Genomic DNA, 26863 nt, shown 5'->3' on the forward strand with positions numbered 1-26863 from the left:
TCGTCACATGAGGGTTTCAGCGTTACGTTGTTGCTTGCACGCCCCCTATAGCCGCTGACGAAGGCTGCGTCTTCCTTGATCTTTCGAGGTCAAGGAAGACCTCCACGCCACCTTCGGCACCCGCTACAAGGGCTAGCCGGTCTCGAGCTCACTTGCGGTGAGTTGCACTACACCCAGATCGCTCAATAGGTCGCCCTCCCCCCACTGAGGTCGAACACAAAGCCTGTGGTGAAACTGCACTCAGGCCCGGCGATCCAGGTCACCATGTTGGCGATCTCCTCGATTTGCAGGAAACGCCCCATGGGAATCTTGGCCTTGCTTGCCGCAATGTGCTCGGGCGTCATTTCCGCCATCAGCCCGGTTTCCACCATGGCCGGTGCGATGCAGTTGAGCAGCACGCCGTCCTGGGCCAGTTCCTTCGCCGCGGCTTTGGTGAATGCGATCACGCCGGCCTTGGCCGCTGAGTAGGCCGAAATGTACTGCACGCCATCCTTGCCTGCCATTGACGCGATATTGACGATACGCCCGTAACCGCGCTCGCGCATGTGCGGGATGACCGTGCGGCAGCAATAGAACACGCCGGTCAGGTCGATAGCAATGACCTGGTCCCAGGCGCTGGCCGGGTACTCCCAGGAGGGAACGACCGGCCCATTGATACCGGCATTGTTGACCAGGATATCGACTCGTCCTTGCTGGGCAACGACCTCGCCGAAGGCTGTTTCTACGGACGCCAGGGAAGCCACGTTGACCGCCTGGCGCATCACCGGTTCAAAGCCATTGGCGATGCTGTCCCAGCCATCGACTGCCAGGTCCCAGATAACAATTTGCGCACCCGCGCTGTGCAAGCGGCGAGCGATGCCCAGGCCAATACCGCGCATGCCGCCGGTAACGATGGCCGTCTGACCTTCAAGCTGTAGAGTCATCAAAGTGCTCCTTGTTGAACGGATTGAATATCAGGCAGGCGCTGCAGATCGCGGACCATGAACAGGTAACACAGCGCACCCAGTACGGTAATCGAGGACACAAAGGCCAATGCCCAGACGAACGAGCCAGTGGTCGAGACAATGACGCCGATGGTCAGCGGGGTGACGATACCGGCGGCATTGGCAAACAGGTTGAATACCCCGCCGCTCAAGCCGAGCAAGCCTTTGGGTGCGATATCGGAGACGATCATCCAGGCCAGCGCAGACATGCCCTGGGCAAAATAGGCCACGCAGAGAATGGCAATCACCAGCGCATCGGAGTCCACGTAGTTGGCCAGCACGATCACGGATGCGGTCAGAAGCCCCGCAATCACCGGCAACTTACGTGCGAGATTCAGCGAGTAGCCGCGGCGCAACAAGGCGTCCGACAACCAGCCGCCGGCCAGGGTACCGAGCGAGGCTGCGATGAATGGCAGCACCGCTACCCAACCCACCTTGAGCCAAGGCATGTACCGCTCTGTGACCAGATAGGTGGGAAACCAAGTCAGGAAAAACACGTTGGTCGAGTTACAGGCAAACTGCCCCAGGCAAATCCCCAGCATGTTCCGGTGCTTGAGCAGCGCGGGAATCTGCGACCAGCAGAACCGCTTGGCTTTCTGGCCACCATCGATCACTCCGCCACCTTCGGCAATGTAATCAAGCTCCGCCTGATTGGCCGTGGTCGACTCATGAGGCTCGTGGTACTTGCGCAACCAGACCAGGCCGTAGATCACCCCCAGGACGCCCACTGCCATCAACAGAACGCGCCAGCCATAGGCGTGCAACACCCAGAACAGCAACGGCGTGAGGAATGCCAGGCCGACGTATTCGGCGAAGGTGTAGATACCGGTCGCCCGGGCACGTTCATTCTGCGGGAACCAGGTCGCCACCACACGGCTATTGGTGGGAAAGCACGGTGCTTCGCTGGCGCCCACCAGCAAGCGAAAGCCCAGCAACGAGAGAAAGCCTTGCGCGAGACCCTGCAGGCCCGTAAACAACGACCATAATGTCAGCGCCAGCCAGTAAGTGCGTTTCGTGCCCAGCCGATCGATCAGGATTCCGCCAGGAATCTGCGCTGCCGCGTAGGTCCAGGAGAACGCCGAGAAAATCAGGCCCATCATCACCGCGTTCAGGCCCAGGTCGGCACTGATGCTGGGGGCGGCGATGCCCATCACACTGCGATCCAGGTAGTTGATCATGGTGCCACCGGATATCAGCGCCAGGATCATGAATCTAGTGCGTGTTCTGGCAATTTGCGCCGTCGGACAGGCGAACGTTGCCGCTCCGAATCGATTGTCGGTCGTCATTGTCTTGTTCCTTGTTATTATCGGGGTTGTTACTCAGCCCAGGTCTGGCTCAATGCTCGCCAAAGCCGAACAATCGCCGTGGCGTGTCCCACATCACTTTGCGACGTACATCGGTATCGGGCATCAACCGCTCTGCCAGCTTCAGCAGCGGCCCGTAGTCCACCCGCGACTGCTCGCGAATGAACGGCCAGTCCGAGCCCCACACACAGGCATCCGGGCCAAAGGCCTCGAGCAGTGCGCGCACGTAATCGCCTGACTGCTCATCCAGATGATTCAAGGCGGCGAACTTATGCATGCCGGAGATTTTCACGCAGGCTCTGCCGCTCCCGGCAAGGCCCAAGAGCGTCTGGAACCCTGCCTGGTTCAGGCCTGAGTTGATATCGGGGCGGCCACAATGGTCGATTAGCAAGCGCGGCGCAGTCGTTTCTATCAAGCCCTGCAAGTCGACTAGCTGGTCGCCGCACACCTGAATCTGTGCGAAGAGGTCCAGTTCGGCGAGCCGTTCGAACAGTGCGGCCGCACCGTTCATCACCGCCACCCCTTCCAGCGCCGGGTTGAACGCTATACCCACCACCCCCTGTTCCCTCAGCGCTGCCAGTTCTTCCAGGCCAGTGCCAGGGTCGACCACGGCAATGCCCTTGAAACGGCCCTCGCCTTGGGCCAATGCATGCAGCAGGCAACGGTTGTCTGTGCGATAGCCGCTAGTCGGCCCCACCAGCAAAGCGTGTTGCACGCCATAGGCGTCCATGACCCGACCGAACTGTTCAAGGGGCGCAACTTCCTGCTTGGTCGGCGTGTAGAGCGTGTCGGCGCGATAAGGAAATCGCACGGGGTCAAAGAGATGGTTATGGCAATCAATCTTGGGTTCGTCGTAGATGCTCAAGGCTGCTCCTGCCAAGCGTCGCTGCGCTTGATCATTGATCTTTGTTATTGTTCGTCGCTGCGAGCGATGCAGCTGCAGTGAAGATACGATCACGCTGTAAAACGCGCTCATACAGAGATCGCTAGAACAATAACCAAAGGTTAATGACCCCATGCCCTACGGCGAAGGCCCAGACGCCAACACGATGGTGTTCAAGCTGCGACACATGGAAGTGTTCCGGGCAGTGATGCTCACGGGATCGATCAGCGCTGCGGCGAAAATGCTGTATGTGTCGCAGCCGGCGGTCAGCAAGCTGATCGCCTATATCGAAAGCCGGCTGGCCTACCGCTTGTTCCAGCGCATCAACAACCGCTTGGTACCCACCGCCGAGGCCCACACCCTTTACCGGGAAGTCGAGCGCGTTTACCAAGCCGCGCTGGCGGTCAACGAATGTGCACTTGCCCTGGCCAGCGGTACCCACCGCCAGCTCCGCATCTGTTGCAGCGCGTCGCTGTCGACCGTGGTCATCCCGTTCGCCTTAGCCCAACTCAAGCGAGAAGTACCGGCGCTGAATATTGAATGGCAAACCACGTTGATGGGAGATATGCCCAACCAGATCCTCTCCAAGAAAGTCGACCTGGCAATTTCGGCACTACCGCTGATCCATGACCACCTGCACTCGCGTGCCTTCATGCGTGCACGCATGGTCTGCGTGATGCCAGCGGATCATCCCTTTGCCAAAAGGTCGTCACTGTCATTGCATGAATTGGTCGACCAGCCATTACTGCTGTTTCGCCCTGACATGCCGTTTGGCCGGTTGCTGGCCAACGAGATTGAACGCCAAGGCTTGCACCTGAAGTCGATGCTGAATTTCACCAATGCAAACGAAGCGGTCGCCTTGGTCAAGCAGGGCATGGGTTTGACCATCATCGACGAGTTCGTGGCGCAGGACAGCGGTCTGATCGTTGTACCGCTGGTTGAGGCGATTCACTTCGATATCAGCTTTGTCTACTCACGGTTCGAGCCGATGTCCGAGTCGGCCATACAGATCATGCAGGTGCTTTATCGCCAGGCGATCACGGTGGGGCGGGTCATCCCGGGCTTCGAATTGCCGAATGCCGACCGATAACTACCCCTTCGGTGAAGCGGACAATACGTCACCCGCAAGACGCAAGACCGGTTCCGATCACAGCTACAAATCGCTCAACTCGAAATGTGGCACAACACGTATCAGAACCGGGTAGCCCATCAAGAACTTGGGCCGGGTTGAGTTCAGGCCTTGTTGAGCAGGTCCAGCGCCACATCAACGATCATGTCTTCCTGGCCGCCGACCATACGCCGTTTGCCCAGTTCGACAAGAATGTCGAGGGTCCTGAGGCCGTACTTGGCTGCGGCGATTTCGGCATGACGCAGGAAGCTCGAGTAGACACCGGCATAGCCCAGTGCCAGCGTCTCCCGATCGACCCGTACCGGGCGGTCCTGCAGTGGCCGGACAATATCGTCGGCAGCATCGAGTAACGTATAGAGGTCGGTGCCGTGGTTCCAACCAAGGCGCTCGGCTGCCGCGATGAAAACTTCAAGCGGCGCGTTACCGGCGCCAGCGCCCATACCGGCGAGGCTCGCGTCGATGCGGTCGCAGCCCTCTTCCACCGCAGTGATCGAGTTTGCCACGCCAAGGCTCAAGTTGTGGTGCGCGTGCATGCCGGTTTCGGTCTCCGGCTTTAGCACAGCCTTGAAGGCGCGGAACCGTTCGCGCACATCCTGCATGTTCATTGCACCGCCAGAATCGGCCATGTACACGCAAGTAGCGCCGTAGCTTTCCATCAGCTTTGCCTGTTGCGCCAACTGTTCGGGGGCGAGCATGTGGCTCATCATCAGGAAACCGACAGTGTCCATGCCCAATTCGCGAGCGTAACCGATATGTTGCTTGGCCACGTCCGCTTCGGTGCAATGGGTCGCCACGCGAACCACCCGGGCGCCAGCGTCGTAGGCAGCCTTGAGGTCATGCACGCTACCGATACCGGGCAGCAGCAACGTAGTGATTTTTGCATGGCTGATCACATCCGCCACGGCTTCGATCCACTCTAGATCGGTGTGAGCGGCAAAGCCGTAGTTGAAGCTAGAGCCCTGCAGGCCGTCACCGTGGGCGACCTCGATCGAATCGACTTTTGCCTTGTCCAGCGCACGGGCGATGTCCTGGACATTCTGGATCGAATACTGATGGCGAACGGCATGGCTGCCGTCACGCAACGTCACGTCTGAAATGTAGAGCTTTTTCGCAGGGTTGAACGTCATGGCGTTTGTCCTCAAGCATTCAGCATCGACAGCGCCATGCGCTCGGCGGTGGCCAGGGCCGCTGAGGTCATGATGTCGAGGTTGCCAGCGTAGGCTGGCAGGTAATGGGCGGCGCCTTCGACTTCCAGAAAAATCGAGGTCTTCAGACCGGAAAATGTACCCAGGCCGGGAATTTTCAGGGGCGCGTTCTCCGGGATAACGTCGAACTGCACTTTCTGCTTGAGGCGATAGCCCGGCACATAGGCCTGCACCGCTGCAACAGTTTCTTCGACAGACGCTTCGATCTGCCCCTGATCGGCAGCTTCGGACAGGACGAATACTGTGTCACGCATCATCAGAGGCGGTTCGGCCGGGTTCATGACGATGATCGCCTTGCCCTTGCCAGCGCCTCCAATCACTTCAATGGCCTTGGATGTGGTCTCAGTGAATTCGTCGATGTTAGCACGGGTGCCAGGGCCGGCCGACTTGCTCGCGATTGAGGCGACAATCTCTGCATAATGCACCTTGGCCACCCGCGATACTGCTGCGACCATCGGGATGGTCGCCTGGCCACCACAGGTGACCATGTTCACATTGAGCTGGGCAAGATTCTGTTCCAGGTTGACCACTGGCACACAGTACGGGCCGATGGCGGCCGGGGTCAGGTCGATCAGGCGGATACCCGGTTTAATCGAACGCAGGAAAGCATCGTTCTTCACGTGGGCGCCAGCTGAGGTGGCGTCAAAGACAAAGTCGATGTCCTTGAACACATCCATGCGGGTCAGCCCTTCGACCCCTTCATGGGTGGTGGCAACCCCCATGCGCTGGGCGCGGGCCAGCCCGTCGGACGCCGGGTCAATGCCCACCATGGCAGCCATTTCAAGGTGCTGACTGTTACGCAGGACCTTGATCATCAGATCAGTTCCGATGTTGCCCGAGCCGACGATGGCGACTTTGAGTTTTCTAGTCATGCAAGTACTCCAGAACGGCGGGCATCCCTGCCCACCTGAGCAATCAGGATGCCTGTCCGAGCGCAGCGTTACGCGCGAGCGAGGCTTTCTTTTCCAGTTTTGTGTAAACGATGTAGGTCAACACCACACCACTGAGCATCACCGCCGAAAGGAAATACAGGCCGGAGGACAAAGAGCCGGTGTACTCCTTCAAGGCACCGATACCGAACGGACCGATGTAACCGCCCAGGTTGCCGAACGAGTTGATCAACGCGATCCCCGCAGCGGCCGTGGCACCGGACAGGAAGCGCCCCGGCAGCACCCAGAAGATTGCTGTTACCGAGAACAGACTGAAGGCCGTCAGGCACAGAGCCGCCAGCTGCAGGCTTGGCAAGCTCAGCCATGCGCTGAGGAACAAGCCTGTGGCGCCAAGGATATAAAGCACCGTGAGATGCCCATAGCGATCATTCAAACGGTCGGAGCTGCGCGGGATGATCAGCAGGCCAATAACACCGAAGATGTATGGAATCGCTGAGATGAAGCCCGTCGTCAGGTCGCTGCCGCCGAACTGATGCACCAGGGTCGGCAGCCACAGGCTCAGGCCATAAGTGCTCAGGGTGCTTGGAAGGTATAACAGGGCCAGGATCAGTACACGGCGATCGGTCAGGGCACGCAATGGATTGGTGTGCTCGGTCTGGCCGTACTCCTTGCGGTCTTTTTCCAGTTCACCGAGCAGCCATTGGCGATCAGCATCCGCCAGCCAGCGCGCATCCTTGGGGGTGTCAGGAAGGAACTTCAGCGTTGGCCAGGCCAGCGCGATCGCCGGAATGCCGATGGTAATGAACAGCCACTGCCAGCCGGCCAGACCGAGAATGCCATTCATGCCCAACAGCCAGCCGGCCAGTGGCCCGGTAACCATCAGCGCAATGGGCTGGGAAAGAATAAAGAAGCCCAGCACCTTGCCGCGGTTACGTACAGGGAACCAACGGGTGATGTAGTACAGCACACCCGGGAAAAACCCGGCTTCGGCTGCACCCAGCAAAAAGCGCATCACATAGAAGCTGTAGGAGCCCTGTACAAACGCCATGCCCACCGTGATCGCACCCCACGTGATGAGTATGCGGGCAAACCAACGACGCGCACCGAAACGTTCCAGCAACAGATTGCTCGGCACCTCGAACATAAAGTAGCCAATGAAGAACAGGCCTGCACCAAAACCATAAGCCATGTCACTCAGGCCTATATCGGCATTCATGTGCAATTTGGCGAAGCCGACCGCGGAGCGGTCGATGAAGGCAACGAGGTACAACAGGATCAGGAAGGGAATCAACCTGAGCGTGAGCGTGCGAATGATCCGAGCTTCCGGACTCATAGTCTTCTCCAAATTGTTTTTGTTATGGATTTGTTGACCCCGACCAGTCGAAGCGGCAGTGGCGCACCGATCCCGGCCAAGTGACCGAGACAATATAGTAATACTATTTTGTGCGCAACGATTTCAAAATGGCTTTTTATCGGGTAAATTCAGCGGAACATCCTCCAATTAGTCATACAATAAGAGCTGACCGCGCCATGACAGATAAAAAAACTCCGCTTCGTTCCGCACAATGGTTCGGTACGGCCGACAAGAACGGTTTCATGTACCGCAGTTGGATGAAAAATCAGGGTATCCCGGATCACGAATTCCAGGGCAAGCCCATCATCGGCATCTGTAACACCTGGTCAGAACTGACGCCCTGCAACGCGCATTTCCGCAAAATCGCCGAACACGTAAAGAAAGGCGTACTTGAGGCCGGAGGCTTCCCTGTCGAGTTCCCGGTGTTCTCCAGCGGCGAATCGAACCTGCGCCCTACTGCCATGCTCACCCGAAACCTGGCCAGCATGGATGTGGAAGAAGCCATTCGAGGAAACCCGGTAGATGCCGTGGTCCTGCTCGCCGGTTGCGATAAGACCACCCCGGCCCTTCTGATGGGCGCAGCCAGTTGCGACGTTCCAGCGATCGTCGTCACCGGTGGCCCGATGCTCAACGGCAAGCACAAAGGCAAGGATATCGGGTCCGGTACTGTGGTCTGGCAGATGCACGAAGCCTACAAGGGCGGGCAGATCAGCCTTGATGAATTCCTTTCCGCCGAAGCAGGTATGTCACGCTCGGCCGGGACCTGCAACACCATGGGTACCGCCTCTACCATGGCCTGCATGGCCGAGGCCCTAGGCACCTCACTTCCGCACAACGCAGCGATCCCGGCCGTTGACTCTCGCCGCTACGTCCTGGCGCACCTGTCGGGCATGCGTATCGTCGACATGGTCCATGAGGACCTGCGTTTGTCGAAGATTCTCACCAAAGCTGCGTTCGAGAACGCCATCAAAGTCAACGCCGCCATCGGCGGCTCGACCAACGCAGTGATTCACCTGAAGGCCATTGCCGGGCGCATCGGCGTCGAACTGGATCTGGAGGACTGGACTCGCATTGGTCGCGGTACACCCACCATCGTCGACATGCAGCCTTCCGGTCGTTTTCTAATGGAAGAGTTCTACTACGCGGGTGGCCTGCCAGCGGTGATCCGTCGTCTTGGCGAATCCGGCCTGCTCCCTAACCCCGACGCCCTGACTGCCAACGGCCAAAGCCTATGGAAAAACTGCCAGGCCTCGCCACAGTACAACGATGAAGTGATCCGCCAGATCGACAACCCGCTGGTGGCCGACGGTGGGCTTTGCATCTTGCGTGGCAATCTGTCACCCCGCGGCGCGGTTCTCAAGCCTTCGGCAGCGACCCCCGAGCTTATGCAGCATCGCGGGCGTGCAGTGGTCTTCGAGAACTTCGACGACTACAAGGCGCGCATTGCCGACCCGGATCTGGATGTTGACGAAACCTGCGTCCTTGTCCTGAAAAACGCAGGCCCCAAGGGTTATCCTGGGATGGCCGAAGTCGGCAACATGGGCTTGCCCCCCAAAGTCCTGGCCAAGGGCGTAACAGACATGGTGCGCCTGTCCGATGCGCGCATGAGCGGCACCGCCTACGGCACCGTGGTGCTCCACGTCGCCCCGGAAGCAGCCGCGGGTGGACCACTGGCGGCCGTACGCAATGGTGACTTTATCGAGCTCGACTGTGCGGGTGGTCGCCTGCATCTGGACATCAGCGACGAGGAATTGCAGGCGCGACTAAGCGATCTCAACCCCGACACAAGCGCCAAAATTTTCTCCAGCGGCTACAGCCGCCTGTATGTCGATCATGTGCTGCAGGCCGATCAAGGCTGCGACTTCGACTTCCTGGTTGGCTGTCGCGGTTCGGAAGTACCGCGTCACTCGCACTGATCTCAACATGAGCGCCAGCACTCGCTGGCGCTCGCTTCCCCAGACATTTGCGAATCCTGCTCAAACGGGACACAGCCGCTCGCCCGAAACAACTGTTACCCAGTCCAACAACGGCCCTACTTCCCTTCAGGGAATCCACTACATCGGGAGTACAACAATAATGACCCGTATCAACGCCAACCCCTTCGCTCTGTCACCGGCGCAACTGCTGGCCGCCTGCATGGTCGTGCCACTGTCCGCGGCGGCATGGAGCGCACATGCCGAGGAGCATGGCTTTGTAGAAGATGCCACGGCCAACATTCTTGCCCGCAACTTCTACTTCAATCGAGACTTTCGCCAGGACAGTGCTGCCCAGTCGAAACAGGAGGAGTGGGCCCAAGGGTTTCTGCTCCAGGCTCAATCGGGCTACACCCAGGGCACCGTAGGCGTGGGTGTGGATATTGTTGGTATGCTCGGGGTCAAGCTCGACAGCGGTCCTGGACGCTCGAACAGCGGACTGTTGCCGACCCAGGACGACGGCTCCTCTGCCGACGAATTCTCGCGCGCCGGCGCGGTGGGCAAGATTCGTCTCTCAAAGACCGAACTCAAGGTAGGCGAACTGTTTCCGGAACTGCCAATTGCGATGCGCAATGACGCCCGCCTGCTGCCTCAAAGCTATCAAGGCGGCATGCTGACCTCACGTGAGTTAGAGGGACTAACGCTCTACACCGGCCAATTTCGCTCTGCCAGCCAGCGCAACGAGTCGGGTCACGCGGATCTCGCGGCCAATGGCATCGCCGGTGTGACCTCAGACCGCTTCAATTATGCCGGTGCTGAATACCGTTTCAACGCCGAACGAACCATGATTGGCCTATGGCAATCACAGCTTGAGAACATCTACCAGCAGCGTTTCTACAACCTTGTCCACAAACAGAAGCTTGGCGATTGGAGCCTTTCTGCCAACGTTGGCCTGTTCACTGGTGAAGATGACGGCAGCGCCCGAGCAGGCACGCTCGACAACAAATCCCTCACCAGCCTGTTCGGCGCCGGTTACGGCGGTCACACCATCAGCGCGGGTTACCAGCGCATGTACGGCGACAACGATGCCCTGTTGCTGTCCGGCGCCAGCACGCCACTGGTCAATGATATTCAGGTGCGTAACTTCATCTTCGCCGGCGAGCGCTCCTGGCAGGCACGCTACGATTACAACTTCGCCGCACTCGGTATACCGGGGCTGACTACCTTCGCCCGCTATGTCAGTGGCGACAACGTCAAGCTGGCCAAAGGCGGCGAAGGTCACGAGTGGGAGCGCGACCTGGACATCACCTACGTCCTGCAGAGCGGGCCCTTGAAGAACCTCGCCGTGCGTTGGCGTAACGCGATGGTGCGCTCCAGTTTTGGTGCAGATATCGACGAGAACCGCTTGATCCTGGCCTACACAATCCCGTTGAAGTAAGGGTGGGTGCAACTCTCGGGATCGCCCCATGGAGCCAAATCGATCCGAGAGCGATGCTATGATGGACGGCATTTCGCCAGAGCAACGTCTCCGTCATGAATTACCAGACGCCCACACCACGCAAAAGCATGCATGCCCGTATCGTCCAGGAGCTGGGCATGCACATCGTTTCCGGCCGTTTCAAGCCGGAAGAGAAGCTGCCATTGGAGGCAACACTGTGCGAGGAATACCAGGTCAGTCGGCCGGTACTGCGCGAGGCGACTCGCGTGCTCAGTGCCAAAGGCCTGGTCTACTCCAAGCCGCGGGTCGGTACGGTGGTGCGCCCGCGTGTCGAATGGCACCTGCTCGACCCAGACGTACTGTTCTGGCTGATGCAGTCAACGCCTCACAGCGAGTTCTTCCACACCCTGGCAGGCGTGCGACGGATCCTCGAGCCCGAGATCGCCGCGATGGCAGCGACCACCGCGACCGATGCCGACATCGCAATCATCGAAGAAGCCTACCAACGCATGGAGGCAGCCCAGACCCGCAAGGACCTGTTACAGCCGGACCTGGACTTCCACCGTGCGATCGCAGAAGCAACCCACAACGACCTACTCGCCTACATGTGCAACATGCTTTCGCTACCGCTGCGCGAGTCGATCAATGTTACCAACCGACGCCCCAACACCCAGCAACTGAGCCTGCCGCGGCACAAGGCAATCCTTACCGCGATCAAGAACCGCGACGCCCTCGGCGCCCGGCATGCCTCGCTGGTACAACTCGACGACACCCGTGTCGCCCTCGATACCGTGATGAATGTCCTGACCCCGCTGTAGCCGGTGGGGAATGGGTCGCGGTCGCGCCGGGCGAACCGACCTTCCCCTACAGGAGCCCTGTCATGACCTCATCCCAGCCTCTGCCCCAACCCTTGCGCGACGCCCTCGACAACCTGCTTGGCGAGCGCTTCAGCACCGCCCAAGCGGTGCGTGAACATCACGGTCGCGACGAGTCCTTGTATGACCCGGTCTTGCCCGATGCCGTGGCCTACGCACACAGTGTCGAAGACATCAGCGCTATCCTGAAGCTATGCCATGAACACCGAGTACCCGTGATCCCGTACGGCAGCGGCTCGTCCCTGGAGGGCCACCTGTTGGCCGTGCAGGGAGGTATCAGTCTCGATGTTTCACGGATGGACCAGGTGCTCTCATTCCAGCCCGAAGACCTGAGCATCACCGTGCAGCCAGGTATCACCCGCAAGGCATTGAATGAATACCTGCGTACCAGCGGCCTGTTCTTCCCCATAGATCCTGGTGCAGACGCCAGCATCGGCGGCATGTGCGCCACCCGTGCCTCAGGGACCAACGCGGTGCGCTACGGCACCATGCGCGAGAACGTGCTCGGCCTGAACGCCGTGCTGGCCGACGGGCGGCTACTGCGCAGCGGTTCGAAGGCAAAGAAATCTTCCGCTGGCTACGACCTCGCTCGGCTGTTCATCGGCAGTGAAGGCACGCTTGGGGTGATCAGCGAAGTCACCTTGAAACTGCATCCGCAGCCAGAAGCGATCAGCGCTGCGGTGTGCAGTTTCGATTCGGTCGAGGGCGCGGTACAAACCGTGATTGAAACCATCCAGCTAGGCATTGCGGTAGCCCGAGCCGAGCTGGTTGACCGCTTGGCGATCCAGGCACTGAACCACTATTCCAAGCTGACGCTGCAGGAGTCTCCAACACTGTTCCTGGAGTTCCACGGCAACGCAGCCAGTGTTGCCGAACAAGCGAAAACGGTGCAGGACCTGGCCGCCAGCAATGGCGGGATGGACTTTAAATGGGCGACCCAACAGGAAGAGCGCAACCGCCTGTGGAGTGCACGCCACAACGCACTGTTCGCCTTTTTACAGCTCAAGCCAGGTTGCCGGGCGCTGTCCACAGATGTCTGCGTTCCGCTATCGAAACTCGCCGACTGCGTAAGCGCTACCGAACAGGACCTGCGTCAGTCTTACCTGCCAGCCCCCATATTCGGACATGTCGGCGACGGCAACTTCCACGTCTGCCTGTTACTGGACCCCAATAACCCCGCGGAACTGGCCGAAGCCGAACGCCTCAACCACGCCATCGTCCATCGGGCGCTGGCGGCAGGCGGCACGTGCACTGGCGAGCACGGCGTTGGCCTGCACAAAATCGACTTTCTGGTAGAGGAGCACGGTCAGGTCGCTATCGACACCATGCGTGCAATCAAACAGGCACTCGACCCGCTCAACCAGATGAATCCAGGCAAGATCTTCCGTCAGCTCGGCTGAGGGGTGTTACCCAGAAAAAAGGCCGACCGGAAATACCGGTCGACCTTTGACCTACCGCACGCCAGGCTCAGCCCAAGGCAACACAGGAACTCACACCGTCCACCAGACGCTGGATACCTGATGGGTTAGCGTTTTTCAGCGCATCCGGCAGCAAAGCGTCCGGGTAGTTCTGATAGCACACAGGGCGCAGGAAGCGCTCGATAGCCAAGGTGCCAACCGAGGAGCCGCGAGGATCGGACGTTGCTGGATAAGGGCCGCCATGCACCATCGCGTCGCACACCTCGACCCCCGTCGGATAACCGTTGAGCAATAGACGCCCGGCCTTCTGCTCAAGCAGGGCTAGCAGATCGCCATAAGTCTCGAGATCGCCGGGTTCTGCAATCAATGTGGCGGTAAGTTGACCGCGCAGACCATGCAGCGCCTGGACCAACTCGGCCTTGTCGGCCACTTCGACGACAATAGTCGTTGGACCAAAGACTTCTTCCTGTAGCAAGGCATCACCGCTCAACAACAAGCTGACATCGGCCTTGAATACTTGGGCATGTGCTTGTTTGCCGACCTGTGGTGAACCCGCCAGGTGGGTAATACCAGCATGATCATGGAGGTTGTCGAGCCCACGGCTGTAACTGCTCAAACCACTGGCGTTGAGCAAGGTTTGCGCCGGCTGATCATTCATCAACGCGGTGAAGCGTTCGAGAAACGCGCTGAACTCAAGCGAGCGAATGCCGATCACCAGGCCAGGGTTGGTACAGAACTGACCGGCGCCGAGCACCACTGAGGCGGCGAGCTCGCTGGCAATCCTGTCGCCACGCACCTTGATTGCTTCCGGTAACAACAGCATCGGGTTGATACTCGACATCTCGGCAAACACAGGAATCGGCTGTGGCCGTGCCGCGGCCATGTCGCACAGCGCCCGACCACCACCAAGAGAACCGGTGAAGCCGACTGCCTGGATCGCTGGATGCTTGACGAGCCATTCACCCACACCACTCCCATAAATCATATTGAATACACCCGCCGGCATCTCGGTTTTCTTCGCGGCGCGAGTAATGGCATCTGCGACCCATTCGGCAGTCGCCATGTGCCCGCTGTGGGCCTTGAACACGACTGGGCAACCTGCCGCCAAGGCAGCAGCGGTATCACCACCGGCTGTGGAGAAAGCCAGCGGGAAATTACTGGCTCCGAACACCGCCACCGGGCCAAGACCGATGCGATACTGGCGCAGGTCTGGACGCGGTAGCGGTTGGCGATCCGGCAACGCACGATCGATCCGTGCGCCGTAGAAGTCGCCGCGACGCAACACCTTGGCAAACAGACGCATCTGCCCGCTAGTCCGCCCACGCTCGCTCTGAATGCGGCCCGTGGCCAGAGCCGTTTCCTGGCAGACTAGCGCAACGAAATCATCACCCAGCCCATCGATCTCGTCGGCGATGGCCTCAAGAAATTCCGCCCGGCGAGTCGCCGATAGATTGCGATAAACCGGATAAGCCGTCTGAGCAGCTTGGGCAGCGGCATCCACTTCGGCCTGGGTGGCTTGATGGAAACAGAAAGGTAATGCCTGGCCTGACGTTGCGTCGTAGCTTTGTAGGGTAATACTGCCTGCGGCGCTTCTGACGCCTGCGATATAGTTCCAACCGGTTATGACGGTCATTCTCTGCTCCGTAAGCTTATTGCGAGACCGGGCCGAAGCCCCTAATACACCCATTCACAGCGAGGTGATCGCCCCCGGGGCCAGCGGCTCGGCGTCGATCGCAATGCCGTTGCGCAATGGCGCGCCAAATTCGCTCATCGCTATCTCGAAGGTATCCCCCGGCTGCGCCTTGATAGCATCGGCGAACGACAACGTTGCGGTGCCGAAAAAATGCGCATGTACGTCCCCCGGCCGGAGAAACTGCCGATACTTGAAATGGTGAAACTCGAGGTTTTCCAAACTGTGGCACATGTTCTCTTCGCCACTGAGGAACGCCTTTTCCCATAACACCTCACCATCGCGGTGGATGCGGCTGAAACCACACAGGTTCGCCGGCAAATCGCCGACCCGCAGCTCAGGACCATAGGCGCACATGCGTAGTTTGGAGTGCGCCAGGTACAGATAGCTGCGACGCTCAACTACGTGGTCGGAGAATTCGTTGCCCAAGGCATAGCCCAGGCGATAGGGTCGACCGTCAGCTCCGATCACATAGAGGCCGACCAGCTCCGGCTCCTCGCCGGCATCCTCAGCGAAAGCCGGCACCAAAAAGTCTGCGCCGGGACGTACTACGATGCTGCCATCACCCTTGTAGAACCATTCAGGCTGTGAACCGACTTGGCCCGCGCCAGGTTTACCGCCTTCCAGGCCCCATTTGAACATCCGAAGGGTGTCGGTCATTAGCGACTCGTCCTGCGCCTTCTGCTGGTGCATCTTGTCGCGGGTCGCTGCACTGCCCAGGTGGGTCAATCCTGTGCCGCTGATCAGGCAGTGAGCAGGGTCTTCATGGTCCAGCGGCGGCAGGACGCGACCGGCCTCCAGCAGTTCACGGTACAGCGGGCCGGGGGAACTGCCTCGGGCCAGTACTTCGGCTTCAAGGCCGCGCCCCTCGGAAATAGCTGCCAGGGCCAGCTCTCGGGTGCTGGCTGTGCCGTGCACTACTTGAATCTGCTCGCCTTCAACGATACCGACCGAACGTACACCGGTAACCGTCTCGAATTGAATCAGTCGCATGACCGTGACCCTTTGTATTGGGGAAAGAATTTGCTGACCGCACTTTACGAATCCGGCCGCAGCCTGCCTAATGAGAGCCACTGATCAAGCGATAACTTTCCCTCATCCCCATGATTGCTTCTCTCCCCTCCTTGATTTCCCGTTTGCGCCTGAAACAGTTGCGGCTGCTTATCGCTCTGGATGAACACGGCTCATTGCACAAGGCTGCTGAACAGGTGTCGATTACCCAGCCTGGTGCGACCAAGGCACTCAATGAAATTGAATCGGCCTTTGGCACGCGGCTATTCACTCGCACCAGCCAAGGCCTGGAGGCCAATGATCTAGGGCGCTGCGCCGTTCGCTACGCGCGATTGATCCATAGCGACCTGGCACATTTACGTGAGGAAATGATCGGCATCCTTCAAGGTCAGGGAGGACGGATCTCTGTCGGAATCATCATGGGGGCAGTACCGTTGCTGGTCAGTAGCCTGGCGCGCCTGCGCCAGAGCCAACCGGAGCTATCGGTGGAAATCATCGAAGACACCAGCGCCCGACTGCTCGCCCTGATCGACCAAGGTCGACTGGATCTTGCAGTTTGCCGAACCAGTGTTAGTCAGCGCCCGGAAGCCTACGACTGCCTGCCGCTGTACCGGGAACAGTTGAGGGTTGTGAGTAGTCCCAGGCATCCACTGGCCAACGCTGACTCACTGGAACTGACGCAACTCAACGACTACCGCTGGATCGTCTACCCGGCGAACATGCCGATGCGCCTGGTACTTGAACGTGAGTTCAGCGAAGCAGGGCTAGAGTTCCCCAGATTCCCTCTGGAAACAGCCTCAACCTTCACAACGCTGATGTTGCTGCAGCAGGACCAGAATCTGGTCGCCCTGATGCCAGAGGAAGTCGCCGATGCCGCAAGCGAAATGGGCGTACTGGTATCGCTGCCACTGATATTGATTTCGCGCAGCGAGCCTTACTCAATAGTGACTCGCCAGGGTGTCCAGCTTTCCGCCCCTGCAAAACTACTGTGGGACGCATTGCAACACGCACAACATCCCACGCTATGAAGTGGTCATTTCCTCGATCTTGACAGGCGCACTGACATCACGCGCCACCGCTTGAATAATGAGTTTCACTCATAAGTCATTGCTGATTTACCCATCTAGTCCGCACCCGCTTGCTCGCTTTGTCTTTTCGCAGCGGTATTGCACTGAGCCAACTTTTTACCCACGAGCTCAAATCTGATCGCCCAAGCCGGGAGATCTGAAATGCAAAAGCGAAAACTTGGAAACCGGCGTGCCTATGCAGTTCAACCGCTGACGGCGATACAGAGCGAGTGCTCGCTGTTCTGGCGTGGGCCGGAGCATGATCTGCTGGCGCAGAATCCATGGATTGTCTCAATTACCAGGCACGGCGAAGCCGCATCGCCTGAAGGAGAACCTTGGAACCCTGACCGCCATCGATATGAAGACCCAGCTCACCTTTCCGCTGGCCGAGGCCGGTTACTACGTCCTGCCAGTGGCACTGGTGGATGAAACCTTGCGTCAGAATGGGATGACGAAACCCGGTGATATCCACCAGATATAGACGGCCAGGTTGCAGGAAATCTTCGGTGCCGATGCGGCCTTGTATGTCACCGTGAAGGCATACGGAAGCCGCTACACGGTATTGAATAGCGCAACGGTTGTGACAGTCCCAAGCCAGGCGAGTGAACCTCAAGACCGGCACCGAGCTGTGGTCGGCTTCTGCGTCGAGCGAGGAAGGCCGTCACACCTATGATGATCGTGTGATCGGCTTGCTAATCTCTGCTGCGGTAAAGCAGGTCATCAACAAAAGACCGTCGAATTACTGGCTAACGCCCGGCGGTCAACGCATGGCATCACGCAGTTGCACCAAGGCCGGGTTGCCCAGCGCCTGGGCTGAATAGCACAGGCCAATGCGGCGCTTGAGATCAAGCATGGGCAATGACCGCACGAGAACTTCAGGCTGCTCTTCGGCCAAGGACTTTGGTACCACCGCGATGCCCTGACCGGCAGCGACCAAGGCCAGTGCCAGCCTGAAGGAGCCGGCCTGGGCTTCAGGCGTGATGGCGCCTGCGCCATACAAGGGCAGCAAGCGCTGATGACTGGCATGGCCTGGGCATGTGATCCAGGCTGCCTGCTCCAGTGCAGGGTCGACGGTCGACTCACCCTCTGCCTGGCTGTAGTCCATTGGCAGCGCCAGTACATAAGGCTCGCTCCACAACGGCAAGAACAGTTCGTCTTCACAACGCAGTTCCTCGCTCGCCAGCCGCGCATCCCCTTCACAGCCCTCCAGTAGCCCCAGTAACACGCCGGGAACGACTTGACTCGCGCCGCGAATCAGCGCCTGAACGTAACACTGGGCAATGTCCTGCTCCACGCCGACCTGCAGCAGCACACGGTGACGCTTCTCGCGAAATTGTCGGGCCAGACTGTCGACGTCCGCCACCATGCGTCTGGCCTGCGGGTAAAGCGCGCGAGCATCTTCGGTGACCTCCACGCCGCGCGCCTGGCGCACGAACAATGGGGTACCCAAGGCGTCTTCCAACAGCTTGATGCTCGCGGAAAGTGCCGGCTGGCTGAGGTGGATACGCTGCGCAGCAACCGTGATGTTGCGCGCCTCAAAAACGGCGATAAAAGCACGAAGCTGGCGGTAGTCCATTGCTAACCCATAACAAAAGCCGATGGCAGGAAGAAGAATAATCCATTTTTCAGGCTCTCTAGAGAAATCTATAGTTTCGCCCACCTCAAGCCATCAAATATTTCGATCCCAGGAGCACCTTTCATGACGACTACCGGCAAGCCCCTCATTGTCATCACCGGCGCCAGTTCCGGTATTGGCCAAGCCACCGCCCGACTGCTCTCCCGTCGTGGACACCCGTTGTTACTGCTGGCTCGTCGCCTGGAACCCATGCTGGCACTGAACCTGCCTGACACCCTGGCGGTATCAGTGGATGTAACCCACCGCGCCGCGTTGCTCGACGCGGTCGCTCAGGCCGAGCAACAGTTCGGCCCGGCGGATGCCATCATCAACAATGCCGGAGTCATGCTGCTGGGCGATATCACCCGACAGGACCCATCGGAATGGGACCAGATGCTGGACATCAACGTACGTGGCCTGCTCAACGGCATCCTCGCCGTAGCCCGTGGCATGGTAGCGCGCAAACACGGCACCATCATCAACGTCAGCTCCGTCGCCGGGCGCAAAACCTTCTCCAACCACGTGGCCTACGTCGGCACCAAGTTTGCCGTCACAGGCCTTTCGGAAAACCTGCGTGAAGAGTTGGCCCCGCACAACGTCCGGGTCATCACCATTGAGCCGGGCGCGGTGGAAACCGAACTGCTCAGCCACACCACCGACGAAACCATAAAGACCGGTTACCACGCCTGGAAACAGGACATGGGTGGCGTGGTGCTCTCGGCCGACGACGTCGCCAATGCCATCGACTACGCCTATGGCCAGCCCCAAGGCGTGTGCATCCGCGAGATCGTTCTAGCAGCGACCCGCCAGCAGGCCTGATGCCCAACCACGCGCCCCTGGACGGGCCAGGCGACGCCTATCGCTGATACTGATGATAGGGATCCAGCACCATCCATCATTCCCAGTGATAGTTACCTTCGCCTCGTTCGATTCGTTGTTGACCGCTCTAGCACGCAGAATTCGCCCACTTTCAATAATTGGCGGATTCTCTCCATGGAGCAGTCACTCAAACCCTTGCGTTATCCCCTCGCCGCTTTGGCACTTCTGGTCATGAGTGCCTGCGGCCGTACCCCTGAAGCCGTACAGGCACCCAGCGCGCCCACGGTCAGTGTGGCCAAGGTGCTGGAGCAGCCTGTCAATGAATGGGACGAATTCACCGGCCGGCTGGAAGCGCCGGAAACCGTAGAGGTTCGGCCTCGTGTCTCCGGGCAGATCGATCAGGTGGCCTTTACCGAAGGCGCTCAGGTGAAGAAAGGCGACCTGCTGTTCCAGATCGACCCGCGCCCGTTCCAGGCAGAAGTCCGCCGCCTTGAGGCACAACTGCAGCAAGCCCGTGCCACCGCTACCCGCAGCGCCAACGAAGCCGAACGTGGCGAGCGCCTGCGCAGCAGCAATGCGATTTCCGCCGAGCTGGCCGAGTCGCGCACCAGCGCCGCTGCCGAAGCACGCGCCGGCGTCGCGGCAATTCAGGCGCAACTGGACCTGGCCCGGTTGAACCTGAGCTTCACCCGTGTCACCGCCCCCATCAGCGGTCGCGTCAGCCGCGCCCAGTACACCGCAGGCAACATTGTCAGCGCCGATGTGACGCCGCTGACCAGTGTGGTCTCCACCGACAAGGTGTATGCCTACTTCGATGCCGACGAGCGGGTCTACCTCAAATACAGCCAATTGGCCCGCGATGGTCAGCGTGGCCAGAGCACCCCAGTGTACCTCGGCCTATCCAATGAACAGGGCAACCCACACCTGGGGCAGATGAACTTCGTCGACAACCAGGTCAACCCCAAGACCGGCACCATCCGCGGCCGTGCCGTGTTCGACAACCGCGACGGGCAATTCACCCCTGGGCTGTATGCACGCCTGAAGCTGGTCGGCAGTGCCACTTACTCCGCGGTATTGATCAACGACGAAGCCGTCGGTACCGACCTGGGCAAGAAGTTCGTGCTGGTGATGGACAAGGACAACAAGGCCGATTATCGCGCGGTCGAACTGGGACCGAAGCTGGAAGGCCTGCGCATCGTTCGTAGCGGCCTGAACAAAGACGAGCGCATCGTGGTCAAGGGCCTGCAGCGGGTTCGCCCTGGCTCGCCAGTCACCCCGCAGGACACACCGATGGCCAGCGAAGCGACCTTGGCCGCCCTCGCCCGGCAACGTCAGGCACTTGAAGCCAGCACCCAGGGCAAACCGATGGGCAACACCACGGTCAAGCTCGCCAGTAACCAGGCACCACGCGGTTAAGGGACACCACCGATGAATTTTTCCAAGTTTTTTATCACTCGGCCGATCTTCGCCGCAGTGCTGTCACTGCTGATCTTGATCGCTGGCAGCATTTCGCTGTTCCAACTGCCGATCAGCGAGTACCCGGAAGTGGTACCACCGACGGTGGTAGTGCGCGCCAACTTCCCGGGCGCCAACCCCAAGGTCATTGGTGAAACCGTCGCCGCGCCACTGGAGCAGGCCATCACCGGTGTGGAGAACATGCTGTACATGTCCTCGCAGTCCACCGCCGACGGCAAGCTGACCCTGACCATCACTTTCGCCCTGGGCACCGACCTGGACAACGCGCAAGTGCAGGTGCAGAACCGCGTGACCCGAACCCAGCCGAAACTGCCCGAAGAAGTGACGCGGATCGGCATCACCGTCGACAAGGCCTCGCCCGACCTGACCATGGTCGTGCACTTGACCTCGCCGGATAACCGCTATGACATGCTCTACCTGTCCAACTACGCGATCCTCAACATCAAGGACGAGCTGGCACGCCTGGGCGGTGTCGGCGACGTACAGTTGTTCGGTATGGGCGACTATTCGCTGCGGGTCTGGCTCGACCCGAACAAGACCGCATCGCGCAACCTGACCGCCAGCGATGTGGTGGCAGCAATCCGTGAGCAAAACCGTCAGGTTGCCGCAGGGCAACTGGGTGCGCCACCCGCACCGGGCACCACCAGCTTCCAGCTGTCGGTCAACACCCAAGGCCGTCTGGTCAGCGAAGAAGAGTTCGAGAACATCATCATCCGTTCCGGTGCCGACGGCGAAATCACTCGCCTGAAAGACATCGCCCGGGTCGAGCTCGGTTCAAGCCAGTACGCGCTACGCTCGCTGTTGAACAACCAACCCGCCGTCGCCATCCCGATCTTCCAGCGTCCAGGTTCGAACGCCATCGAGATCTCCGATGAAGTGCGGGCCAAGATGAACGAGCTGAAGCAGAACTTCCCTGAAGGCATGGACTACAGCATCGTCTATGACCCGACCGTGTTCGTCCGTGGCTCCATCGAAGCGGTCGTCCATACCTTGTTTGAAGCGCTGATCCTGGTGGTACTGGTAGTCATCCTGTTCCTGCAGACCTGGCGCGCCTCGATCATTCCGCTGGTGGCAGTGCCGGTTTCGCTGATCGGTACCTTTGCGGTCATGCACCTGTTCGGCTTCTCGCTCAACGCGCTGTCGCTGTTCGGCCTGGTGCTGGCCATCGGGATCGTGGTGGACGACGCCATCGTCGTGGTGGAGAACGTCGAACGCAACATTGGCCTTGGCCTCACCCCGCTGGAAGCCACCAAGCGCGCCATGGGCGAAGTGACCGGCCCCATCATCGCCACGGCACTGGTGCTGTGCGCGGTGTTCGTACCGGCGGCGTTCATTTCCGGCCTCACCGGGCAGTTCTACAAGCAGTTTGCCCTGACCATCGCCATTTCCACCGTGATCTCGGCCTTCAACTCGCTGACCTTGTCGCCAGCCTTGGCAGCGGTGCTGCTCAAAGACCACCATGCGCCCAAGGACCGTTTCTCCAAGGCACTTGAACGCCTGCTGGGCGGCTGGTTGTTCGCCCCGTTCAACCGTTTCTTCGAGCGCGCCAGCCACAGCTACGTGGGCACCGTGGGACGGGTTATCCGCAGCAGCGGCATTGCTCTGTTCGTCTACGGCGGATTGATGGTCATGACCTGGCTGGGCTTTACCTCGACGCCGACTGGTTTCGTCCCGGCTCAGGACAAGCAGTACCTGGTGGCCTTCGCCCAGTTGCCCGATGCGGCCAGCCTTGACCGTACGGAAGCGGTGATCAAGAAGATGAGCGAGATTGCCCTCAAGCAGCCTGGCGTTGCCGATTCGGTCGCCTTCCCGGGCCTGTCGATCAACGGTTTCACCAACAGCCCGAACAGCGGCATCGTGTTCACTCCGCTCAAGCCCTTCGATGAGCGCAAGGACCCCAGCCAGTCGGCCGGCGCCATCGCTGCCGCATTGAATGCCCAGTTCGCGGACATCCAGGACGCCTACATCGCGATCTTCCCTCCACCGCCAGTACAGGGCCTGGGTACCATCGGCGGCTTCCGCCTGCAGATCGAGGACCGTGGCAACCTGGGGTATGAAGCGCTGTACAAGGAAACCCAGAACATTATCGCCAAGAGCCGTGGCGTGCCGGAGCTGGCGGGGCTGTTCACCAGCTACCAGGTCAACGTGCCACAGGTCGATGCTGCTATTGACCGCGAAAAAGCCAAGACCCATGGCGTTGCGATCAACGACATCTTCGACACCCTGCAGATTTACCTGGGTTCGCTGTACACCAACGACTTCAACCGTTTTGGCCGCACCTATCAGGTTAACGTCCAGGCTGAACAGCAGTTCCGCCTTGATGCCGAGCAGATCGGCCAGTTGAAGGTGCGCAACAACCAAGGCGAGATGATCCCGCTGGCGACCTTCATCAAGGTCAGCGACACCGCCGGCCCCGACCGGGTGATGCACTACAACGGCTTTATCACGGCCGAAATCAACGGTGCCGCAGCGCCAGGCTATAGCTCCGGGCAAGCCGAGAAAGCCATGGAGAAGCTGCTCAAGGAAGAACTGCCCAACGGCATGACCTTCGAATGGACCGAACTGACCTACCAGCAGATCCTTGCCGGCAACACCGCGCTGTTCGTGTTCCCGCTCTGTGTGCTGCTGGCCTTTCTGGTGCTGGCAGCCCAGTACGAAAGCTGGAGCTTGCCACTGGCCGTGATCCTGATCGTGCCCATGACGCTGCTGTCGGCCATTACCGGGGTGATCCTGTCCGGTGGCGACAACAACATCTTCACCCAGATCGGCCTGATCGTGTTGGTGGGCCTGGCCTGCAAGAACGCGATTCTGATCGTCGAGTTCGCCAAGGATAAACAGGCAGAAGGCCTCGACCCGCTGGCAGCGGTACTGGAAGCCTGCCGCCTGCGTCTGCGGCCAATCCTGATGACCTCGATCGCCTTCATCATGGGTGTCGTACCACTGGTGTTCTCTTCCGGTGCCGGTGCTGAAATGCGTCATGCCATGGGTGTCGCGGTGTTCTCCGGGATGATCGGGGTAACGTTCTTCGGCCTGTTGCTGACCCCGGTGTTCTTTGTCTTGATCCGTCGTTATGTCGAACGCAGCCAGGCCCGCAAGGCGGCCCGGGTTGCCCAGCGGGAGCAGCACGCATGAGCCACGTTAAACTGTTGATGCCCAGCCTGCTGGTGCTGGCCCTTGCCGCCTGTGCGGTCGGGCCAGACTACCGCGCACCCGATACCGCAGCGGCACACCTGAGTGCAGCGGACCAGCCGGAGGCGCCCAAAGCCTTCGACCGCAACCGTTTTGAAGCAGCCTGGTGGCGCCAGTTCGATGACCCGGTGCTGAACCAGCTGGTGGCTCAGTCGCTGGCCGATAACCGTGAGCTGCGCGTGGCGTTCGCCCGTCTGAAGTCCGCGCGGGCGATCCGCGATGACGTCAGCAACGATGCCCTGCCAACAGTGACCAGCCGCGCCAGCAGTGATCTGGGTAAAGGCCAGATTCCAGGCCAGAGCGACCATCGGGTCAACAGCGAGCGCTATGACCTGGGCCTGGATATGGCCTGGGAGCTCGATCTGTTTGGTCGTATCCAGCGGCAACTGGAAGCCAGTGAGGCGCAACAGGACGCTGCCGAAGCCGACTTGCAGCAGCTACAGGTCAGCCTGATCGCCGAGCTGGTCGATGCCTACGGCCAACTGCGCGGCGCCCAGCTGCGTGAAAAGATCGCCGTGGCCAACCTGAAAACCCAGCAGGACTCCAGGGCCATTACGCAGACCCTGAACGAGGCCGGCGTCGGCAATGAGCTGGATGTGGTGCGTGCCGATGCGCGTCTGGCCGCAGTAGAAGCTACGGTGCCGCAATTGCAGGCAGAACAGGTACGGGCACGTAACCGTATCGCCACCCTGCTGGGTCAGCGTCCGGACACCTTGAGCGTCGACCTGTCCCCGGCGCAACTGCCCGCCATCGCCAAGGCGCTGCCGATCGGTGATCCTGCCGAGCTGCTCAAGCGCCGCCCGGACGTCCGCAGTGCCGAACGCCAGTTGGCGGCGGCGACCGCGAATGTCGGGGTGGCAACCGCCGACCTGTTCCCACGGGTCAGCCTGAGCGGTTTTCTCGGTTTCACCGCCGCACGCGGCTCCCAACTGGGCTCCTCGGCGGCACAGGCATGGGCCTTGGGCCCGAGCATTACCTGGGCAGCCTTCGACCTGGGCAGCGTCAAAGCCCGCTTGCGCGGGGCCAATGCTGAAGCCGAAGGCGCCTTGGCCAGCTACGAGCAGCAGGTGTTGCTCGCCCTGGAAGAGTCGGAAAATGCCTTCAGCGACTACAGCAAGCGCCAGCAACGCCTGCTTGCGCTGCTGCGCCAAAGTGAGGCCAGTCGCAAGGCGGCCGAGCTGGCATCCATTCGCTACCGCGAAGGTACGGTGGACTACCTGGTGCTACTGGATGCCGAGCGTGAACGGCTCAGCGCCGAAGATGCCCAGGCCCAAGCGGAAGTTGAACTCTATAGCGGTGTCGTCGCCATCTACAAGGCACTGGGTGGAGGCTGGCAAGCCGAAACCGTCGCCTCGGCGCACTGACGCAACGGCTCCTTTGGTTGGTTGCAAACCAACCCTTTGCCCCGCAGCTCATGGCTTGCGGGGCTTTTTTATCAGGACTGGAATTGCCCGCCCCCAGGCGTCACGCCGACAACCGATTTGACTCCAACAGCGCACTGCCACAAGCTGCCCTTTTGGCTCCAGCCGTACACGCGGATTCAGCATGCCCAAGCGTCAAACTTACACGCTGATCAGTCTGGCCCTGCTCATTGTTCTCGGGCTGGGCAATTACTTTTGGCGCGACGACAGCCCTGAGCCTTCCCCAGCGCTCACAAACAGCTACGCTAACGCCTTGGCCCAGGCCCATGACGGCCTGCCAGGCGCCGCACGCGTGCTCTACCAGCAACTGGCCCGCAACGACTTGTCGCCCATCCGCCGAGCCAGCTTGCATGCCGAATTGCCAAACTACCCTTCTCCCTTGGCGTTGAAGCTGGCCAGCAAAGACCTGCAGCATGAAGACCCGCAGGTACGCCGCGCCGCAATCACCAGCATTGCCGCCTTGGTTCCGGCAGCGCAGCGCAGCCTGTTGCTGGGGCCGTTGCTCGATGAAAAGGATCAAAGCGTACGTTTCGCCGCTGCCGACGCCCTGCTGGGGCTCAGCCCTGATGAAATCGGCCTGTACTTTGGCCCGTTGCAGGATGTACTGGAACAGTACCAACATGTACTGCAAAGTGTCGACGACCCCTCCGCTCAAGTGCATCTGGCACGGCTGTACATCCACGAACAACGCTTCGACCAGGCAGGCATCGCACTGGAGCGCGCATTGAGCCTGGCGCCCGATGACTTGCAGGCACTGGCAACCCAGGTGCGCCTGCTTGAGCGCCAAGGTCATACTGACGCTTCTCGCGAGGTGCTGGCCAAGGCCCTGCAGCGCCACCCCGAGTCTGCCTTCCTGCAACATGAGCTGGGCCTCTGGCTGCTGCGTCATCATCAGGATGAATATGCACTGCTGGCGTTTGCCCGAGCGCTTGAGCTTGAACCGGCCAACAACGATTACCGCTATACCCTGGCCACCAGCCTGCACGACCTCGACCAGACCGATGCAGCACAGAAACAGCTGGAAACCATCCTTGCCCGACAACCGGCCAACCGCAAGGCCAGGGTCTTGCTGATCAACTACTGGAAGGAAACCGGCCAGTTGCAGAATGTACAGATTCTGTTGGCCCAACTGGAGCAGCAGAACCCAGACGATCCGCTGGTACAACAAGGCCTCTGAGCGCTG

21 protein-coding genes and 1 pseudogene are annotated in these 26863 nt (G+C 60.0%); 13 read left to right on the forward strand and 9 right to left on the reverse strand.

Translation table 11 applies throughout. The annotated features are described in order from the left end of the window. Positions 1-182 precede the first annotated feature (182 nt). Genes UIA24_RS09050 through UIA24_RS09060 form a run of 3 tightly spaced genes read right to left on the reverse strand, consistent with a single transcriptional unit; the run spans position 183 to position 3152 of the window. Complete coding sequence (locus tag UIA24_RS09050; protein WP_102053145.1) at positions 183-923, reverse strand: SDR family NAD(P)-dependent oxidoreductase; 741 nt, start codon at positions 921-923, stop codon at positions 183-185. Continuing rightward, positions 923-2269, reverse strand: coding sequence for an MFS transporter (locus tag UIA24_RS09055; RefSeq protein ID WP_330522698.1), 1347 nt, complete (start codon positions 2267-2269; stop codon positions 923-925). Before UIA24_RS09055 ends, UIA24_RS09050 begins: the two co-directional genes overlap by 1 nt. Positions 2270-2318: 49 nt before the next feature. Continuing rightward, on the reverse strand, positions 2319-3152 hold the full coding sequence (locus tag UIA24_RS09060; protein ID WP_330522699.1) for an amidohydrolase family protein: 834 nt from the start codon (positions 3150-3152) through the stop codon (positions 2319-2321). A 151-nt stretch (positions 3153-3303) separates the two neighbouring features. Here UIA24_RS09060 and UIA24_RS09065 point away from each other — a divergent pair, with 151 nt between their 5' ends. Then, entirely contained in the window at positions 3304-4260 is a 957-nt protein-coding gene (locus UIA24_RS09065) for a LysR family transcriptional regulator (protein WP_330522700.1), read from the forward strand. 143 nt (positions 4261-4403) lie between these two features. Here the strand turns inward: UIA24_RS09065 and dmpG are convergent, their stop codons facing one another. From dmpG to UIA24_RS09080, 3 genes are read right to left on the reverse strand one after another with little or no spacing between them, the layout of a single operon-like run. Beyond that, positions 4404-5426, reverse strand: a complete 1023-nt coding sequence (gene dmpG / locus UIA24_RS09070) for a 4-hydroxy-2-oxovalerate aldolase (RefSeq protein ID WP_330522701.1) — start codon at positions 5424-5426, stop codon at positions 4404-4406. A gap of 11 nt (positions 5427-5437) precedes the next feature. Next, on the reverse strand, positions 5438-6376 hold the full coding sequence (locus UIA24_RS09075; RefSeq protein WP_330522702.1) for an acetaldehyde dehydrogenase (acetylating): 939 nt from the start codon (positions 6374-6376) through the stop codon (positions 5438-5440). Positions 6377-6419: 43 nt separating this feature from the next. Then, positions 6420-7727, reverse strand: a complete 1308-nt coding sequence (locus UIA24_RS09080) for an MFS transporter (RefSeq protein WP_330522703.1) — start codon at positions 7725-7727, stop codon at positions 6420-6422. 197 nt (positions 7728-7924) lie between these two features. Here UIA24_RS09080 and UIA24_RS09085 point away from each other — a divergent pair, with 197 nt between their 5' ends. The 4 genes from UIA24_RS09085 (at position 7925) to UIA24_RS09100 (ending at position 13374) form a co-directional block, all read left to right on the forward strand. Beyond that, positions 7925-9664 carry an IlvD/Edd family dehydratase gene (locus UIA24_RS09085; protein ID WP_330522704.1) on the forward strand — a complete coding sequence of 580 codons (1740 nt, stop codon included), beginning with the start codon at positions 7925-7927 and terminating at the stop codon, positions 9662-9664. 160 nt (positions 9665-9824) lie between these two features. Continuing rightward, complete coding sequence (locus UIA24_RS09090) at positions 9825-11099, forward strand: OprD family porin (protein WP_330522705.1); 1275 nt, start codon at positions 9825-9827, stop codon at positions 11097-11099. A gap of 95 nt (positions 11100-11194) precedes the next feature. Next, on the forward strand, positions 11195-11917 hold the full coding sequence (locus UIA24_RS09095; protein ID WP_102053153.1) for a FadR/GntR family transcriptional regulator: 723 nt from the start codon (positions 11195-11197) through the stop codon (positions 11915-11917). A 62-nt stretch (positions 11918-11979) separates the two neighbouring features. Next, positions 11980-13374 (forward strand): FAD-binding oxidoreductase, encoded by a 1395-nt coding sequence (locus UIA24_RS09100; protein ID WP_330522706.1) that lies wholly within the window; start codon positions 11980-11982, stop codon positions 13372-13374. Positions 13375-13441: 67 nt separating this feature from the next. On the opposite strand, the gene UIA24_RS09105 is transcribed toward UIA24_RS09100, so the two are convergent. Continuing rightward, complete coding sequence (locus UIA24_RS09105) at positions 13442-15025, reverse strand: aldehyde dehydrogenase (NADP(+)) (RefSeq protein ID WP_330522707.1); 1584 nt, start codon at positions 15023-15025, stop codon at positions 13442-13444. Positions 15026-15079: 54 nt separating this feature from the next. Then, the gene (gene araD1 / locus UIA24_RS09110; RefSeq protein ID WP_102053156.1) at positions 15080-16075 is read right to left on the reverse strand and encodes an AraD1 family protein; all 996 of its coding nucleotides are present in this window, start codon (positions 16073-16075) and stop codon (positions 15080-15082) included. Positions 16076-16185: 110 nt separating this feature from the next. On the opposite strand from araD1, the gene UIA24_RS09115 reads away from it, so the two are divergent. The 3 genes and pseudogenes from UIA24_RS09115 to UIA24_RS23295 all read left to right on the forward strand — a co-directional run bounded on the left by UIA24_RS09115 (position 16186) and on the right by UIA24_RS23295 (position 17981). Continuing rightward, entirely contained in the window at positions 16186-17121 is a 936-nt protein-coding gene (locus UIA24_RS09115; protein ID WP_330522708.1) for a LysR family transcriptional regulator, read from the forward strand. A 298-nt stretch (positions 17122-17419) separates the two neighbouring features. Next, positions 17420-17833 (forward strand): annotated as a pseudogene (locus tag UIA24_RS09120) (GNA1162 family protein). After that, positions 17763-17981: a GNA1162 family protein gene (locus tag UIA24_RS23295; RefSeq protein WP_442963007.1), complete on the forward strand. Its 219-nt coding sequence runs from the start codon at positions 17763-17765 to the stop codon at positions 17979-17981. The pseudogene UIA24_RS09120 and the gene UIA24_RS23295 overlap by 71 nt, the downstream one beginning before the upstream one ends. Here UIA24_RS23295 and UIA24_RS09125 read toward each other — a convergent pair. After that, positions 17921-18736 carry a LysR family transcriptional regulator gene (locus UIA24_RS09125; RefSeq protein ID WP_330522709.1) on the reverse strand — a complete coding sequence of 272 codons (816 nt, stop codon included), beginning with the start codon at positions 18734-18736 and terminating at the stop codon, positions 17921-17923. The genes UIA24_RS23295 and UIA24_RS09125 overlap by 61 nt on opposite strands. 123 nt (positions 18737-18859) lie before the next feature. Here UIA24_RS09125 and UIA24_RS09130 point away from each other — a divergent pair, with 123 nt between their 5' ends. The 5 genes from UIA24_RS09130 (at position 18860) to UIA24_RS09150 (ending at position 26857) form a co-directional block, all read left to right on the forward strand. Beyond that, a complete protein-coding gene (locus UIA24_RS09130) occupies positions 18860-19594 on the forward strand; it encodes an SDR family oxidoreductase (RefSeq protein WP_102053852.1) in 735 nt (244 codons plus the stop codon). A gap of 174 nt (positions 19595-19768) precedes the next feature. After that, on the forward strand, positions 19769-21010 hold the full coding sequence (gene mexE / locus UIA24_RS09135) for a multidrug efflux RND transporter periplasmic adaptor subunit MexE (RefSeq protein WP_330522710.1): 1242 nt from the start codon (positions 19769-19771) through the stop codon (positions 21008-21010). A gap of 12 nt (positions 21011-21022) precedes the next feature. Next, positions 21023-24202 carry an efflux RND transporter permease subunit gene (locus tag UIA24_RS09140; protein WP_330522711.1) on the forward strand — a complete coding sequence of 1060 codons (3180 nt, stop codon included), beginning with the start codon at positions 21023-21025 and terminating at the stop codon, positions 24200-24202. Then, positions 24199-25623, forward strand: coding sequence for a TolC family protein (locus tag UIA24_RS09145; RefSeq protein ID WP_330522712.1), 1425 nt, complete (start codon positions 24199-24201; stop codon positions 25621-25623). The genes UIA24_RS09140 and UIA24_RS09145 overlap by 4 nt, the downstream gene beginning before the upstream one ends. A 181-nt stretch (positions 25624-25804) precedes the next feature. Beyond that, on the forward strand, positions 25805-26857 hold the full coding sequence (locus UIA24_RS09150) for a tetratricopeptide repeat protein (protein ID WP_330522713.1): 1053 nt from the start codon (positions 25805-25807) through the stop codon (positions 26855-26857). Positions 26858-26863 lie beyond the last annotated feature (6 nt).

This window comes from Pseudomonas sp. AL 58 (assembly GCF_036348395.1).
In the GTDB taxonomy this organism is placed as follows: Bacteria; Pseudomonadota; Gammaproteobacteria; order Pseudomonadales; family Pseudomonadaceae; genus Aquipseudomonas; species Aquipseudomonas defluvii.

Coding starts and splice junctions, on each gene's coding strand:
- UIA24_RS09050 (WP_102053145.1), bottom strand. CDS start 923: ATGACTCTACAGCTTGAAGGTCAGACGGCCATCGTTACCGGCGGCATG.
- UIA24_RS09055 (WP_330522698.1), bottom strand. CDS start 2,269: ATGACGACCGACAATCGATTCGGAGCGGCAACGTTCGCCTGTCCGACG.
- UIA24_RS09065 (WP_330522700.1), top strand. CDS start 3,304: ATGCCCTACGGCGAAGGCCCAGACGCCAACACGATGGTGTTCAAGCTG.
- dmpG (WP_330522701.1), bottom strand. CDS start 5,426: ATGACGTTCAACCCTGCGAAAAAGCTCTACATTTCAGACGTGACGTTG.
- UIA24_RS09075 (WP_330522702.1), bottom strand. CDS start 6,376: ATGACTAGAAAACTCAAAGTCGCCATCGTCGGCTCGGGCAACATCGGA.
- UIA24_RS09080 (WP_330522703.1), bottom strand. CDS start 7,727: ATGAGTCCGGAAGCTCGGATCATTCGCACGCTCACGCTCAGGTTGATT.
- UIA24_RS09085 (WP_330522704.1), top strand. CDS start 7,925: ATGACAGATAAAAAAACTCCGCTTCGTTCCGCACAATGGTTCGGTACG.
- UIA24_RS09090 (WP_330522705.1), top strand. CDS start 9,825: ATGACCCGTATCAACGCCAACCCCTTCGCTCTGTCACCGGCGCAACTG.
- UIA24_RS09095 (WP_102053153.1), top strand. CDS start 11,195: ATGAATTACCAGACGCCCACACCACGCAAAAGCATGCATGCCCGTATC.
- UIA24_RS09100 (WP_330522706.1), top strand. CDS start 11,980: ATGACCTCATCCCAGCCTCTGCCCCAACCCTTGCGCGACGCCCTCGAC.
- UIA24_RS09105 (WP_330522707.1), bottom strand. CDS start 15,025: ATGACCGTCATAACCGGTTGGAACTATATCGCAGGCGTCAGAAGCGCC.
- araD1 (WP_102053156.1), bottom strand. CDS start 16,075: ATGCGACTGATTCAATTCGAGACGGTTACCGGTGTACGTTCGGTCGGT.
- UIA24_RS09115 (WP_330522708.1), top strand. CDS start 16,186: ATGATTGCTTCTCTCCCCTCCTTGATTTCCCGTTTGCGCCTGAAACAG.
- UIA24_RS09125 (WP_330522709.1), bottom strand. CDS start 18,736: ATGGACTACCGCCAGCTTCGTGCTTTTATCGCCGTTTTTGAGGCGCGC.
- UIA24_RS09130 (WP_102053852.1), top strand. CDS start 18,860: ATGACGACTACCGGCAAGCCCCTCATTGTCATCACCGGCGCCAGTTCC.
- mexE (WP_330522710.1), top strand. CDS start 19,769: ATGGAGCAGTCACTCAAACCCTTGCGTTATCCCCTCGCCGCTTTGGCA.
- UIA24_RS09140 (WP_330522711.1), top strand. CDS start 21,023: ATGAATTTTTCCAAGTTTTTTATCACTCGGCCGATCTTCGCCGCAGTG.
- UIA24_RS09145 (WP_330522712.1), top strand. CDS start 24,199: ATGAGCCACGTTAAACTGTTGATGCCCAGCCTGCTGGTGCTGGCCCTT.
- UIA24_RS09150 (WP_330522713.1), top strand. CDS start 25,805: ATGCCCAAGCGTCAAACTTACACGCTGATCAGTCTGGCCCTGCTCATT.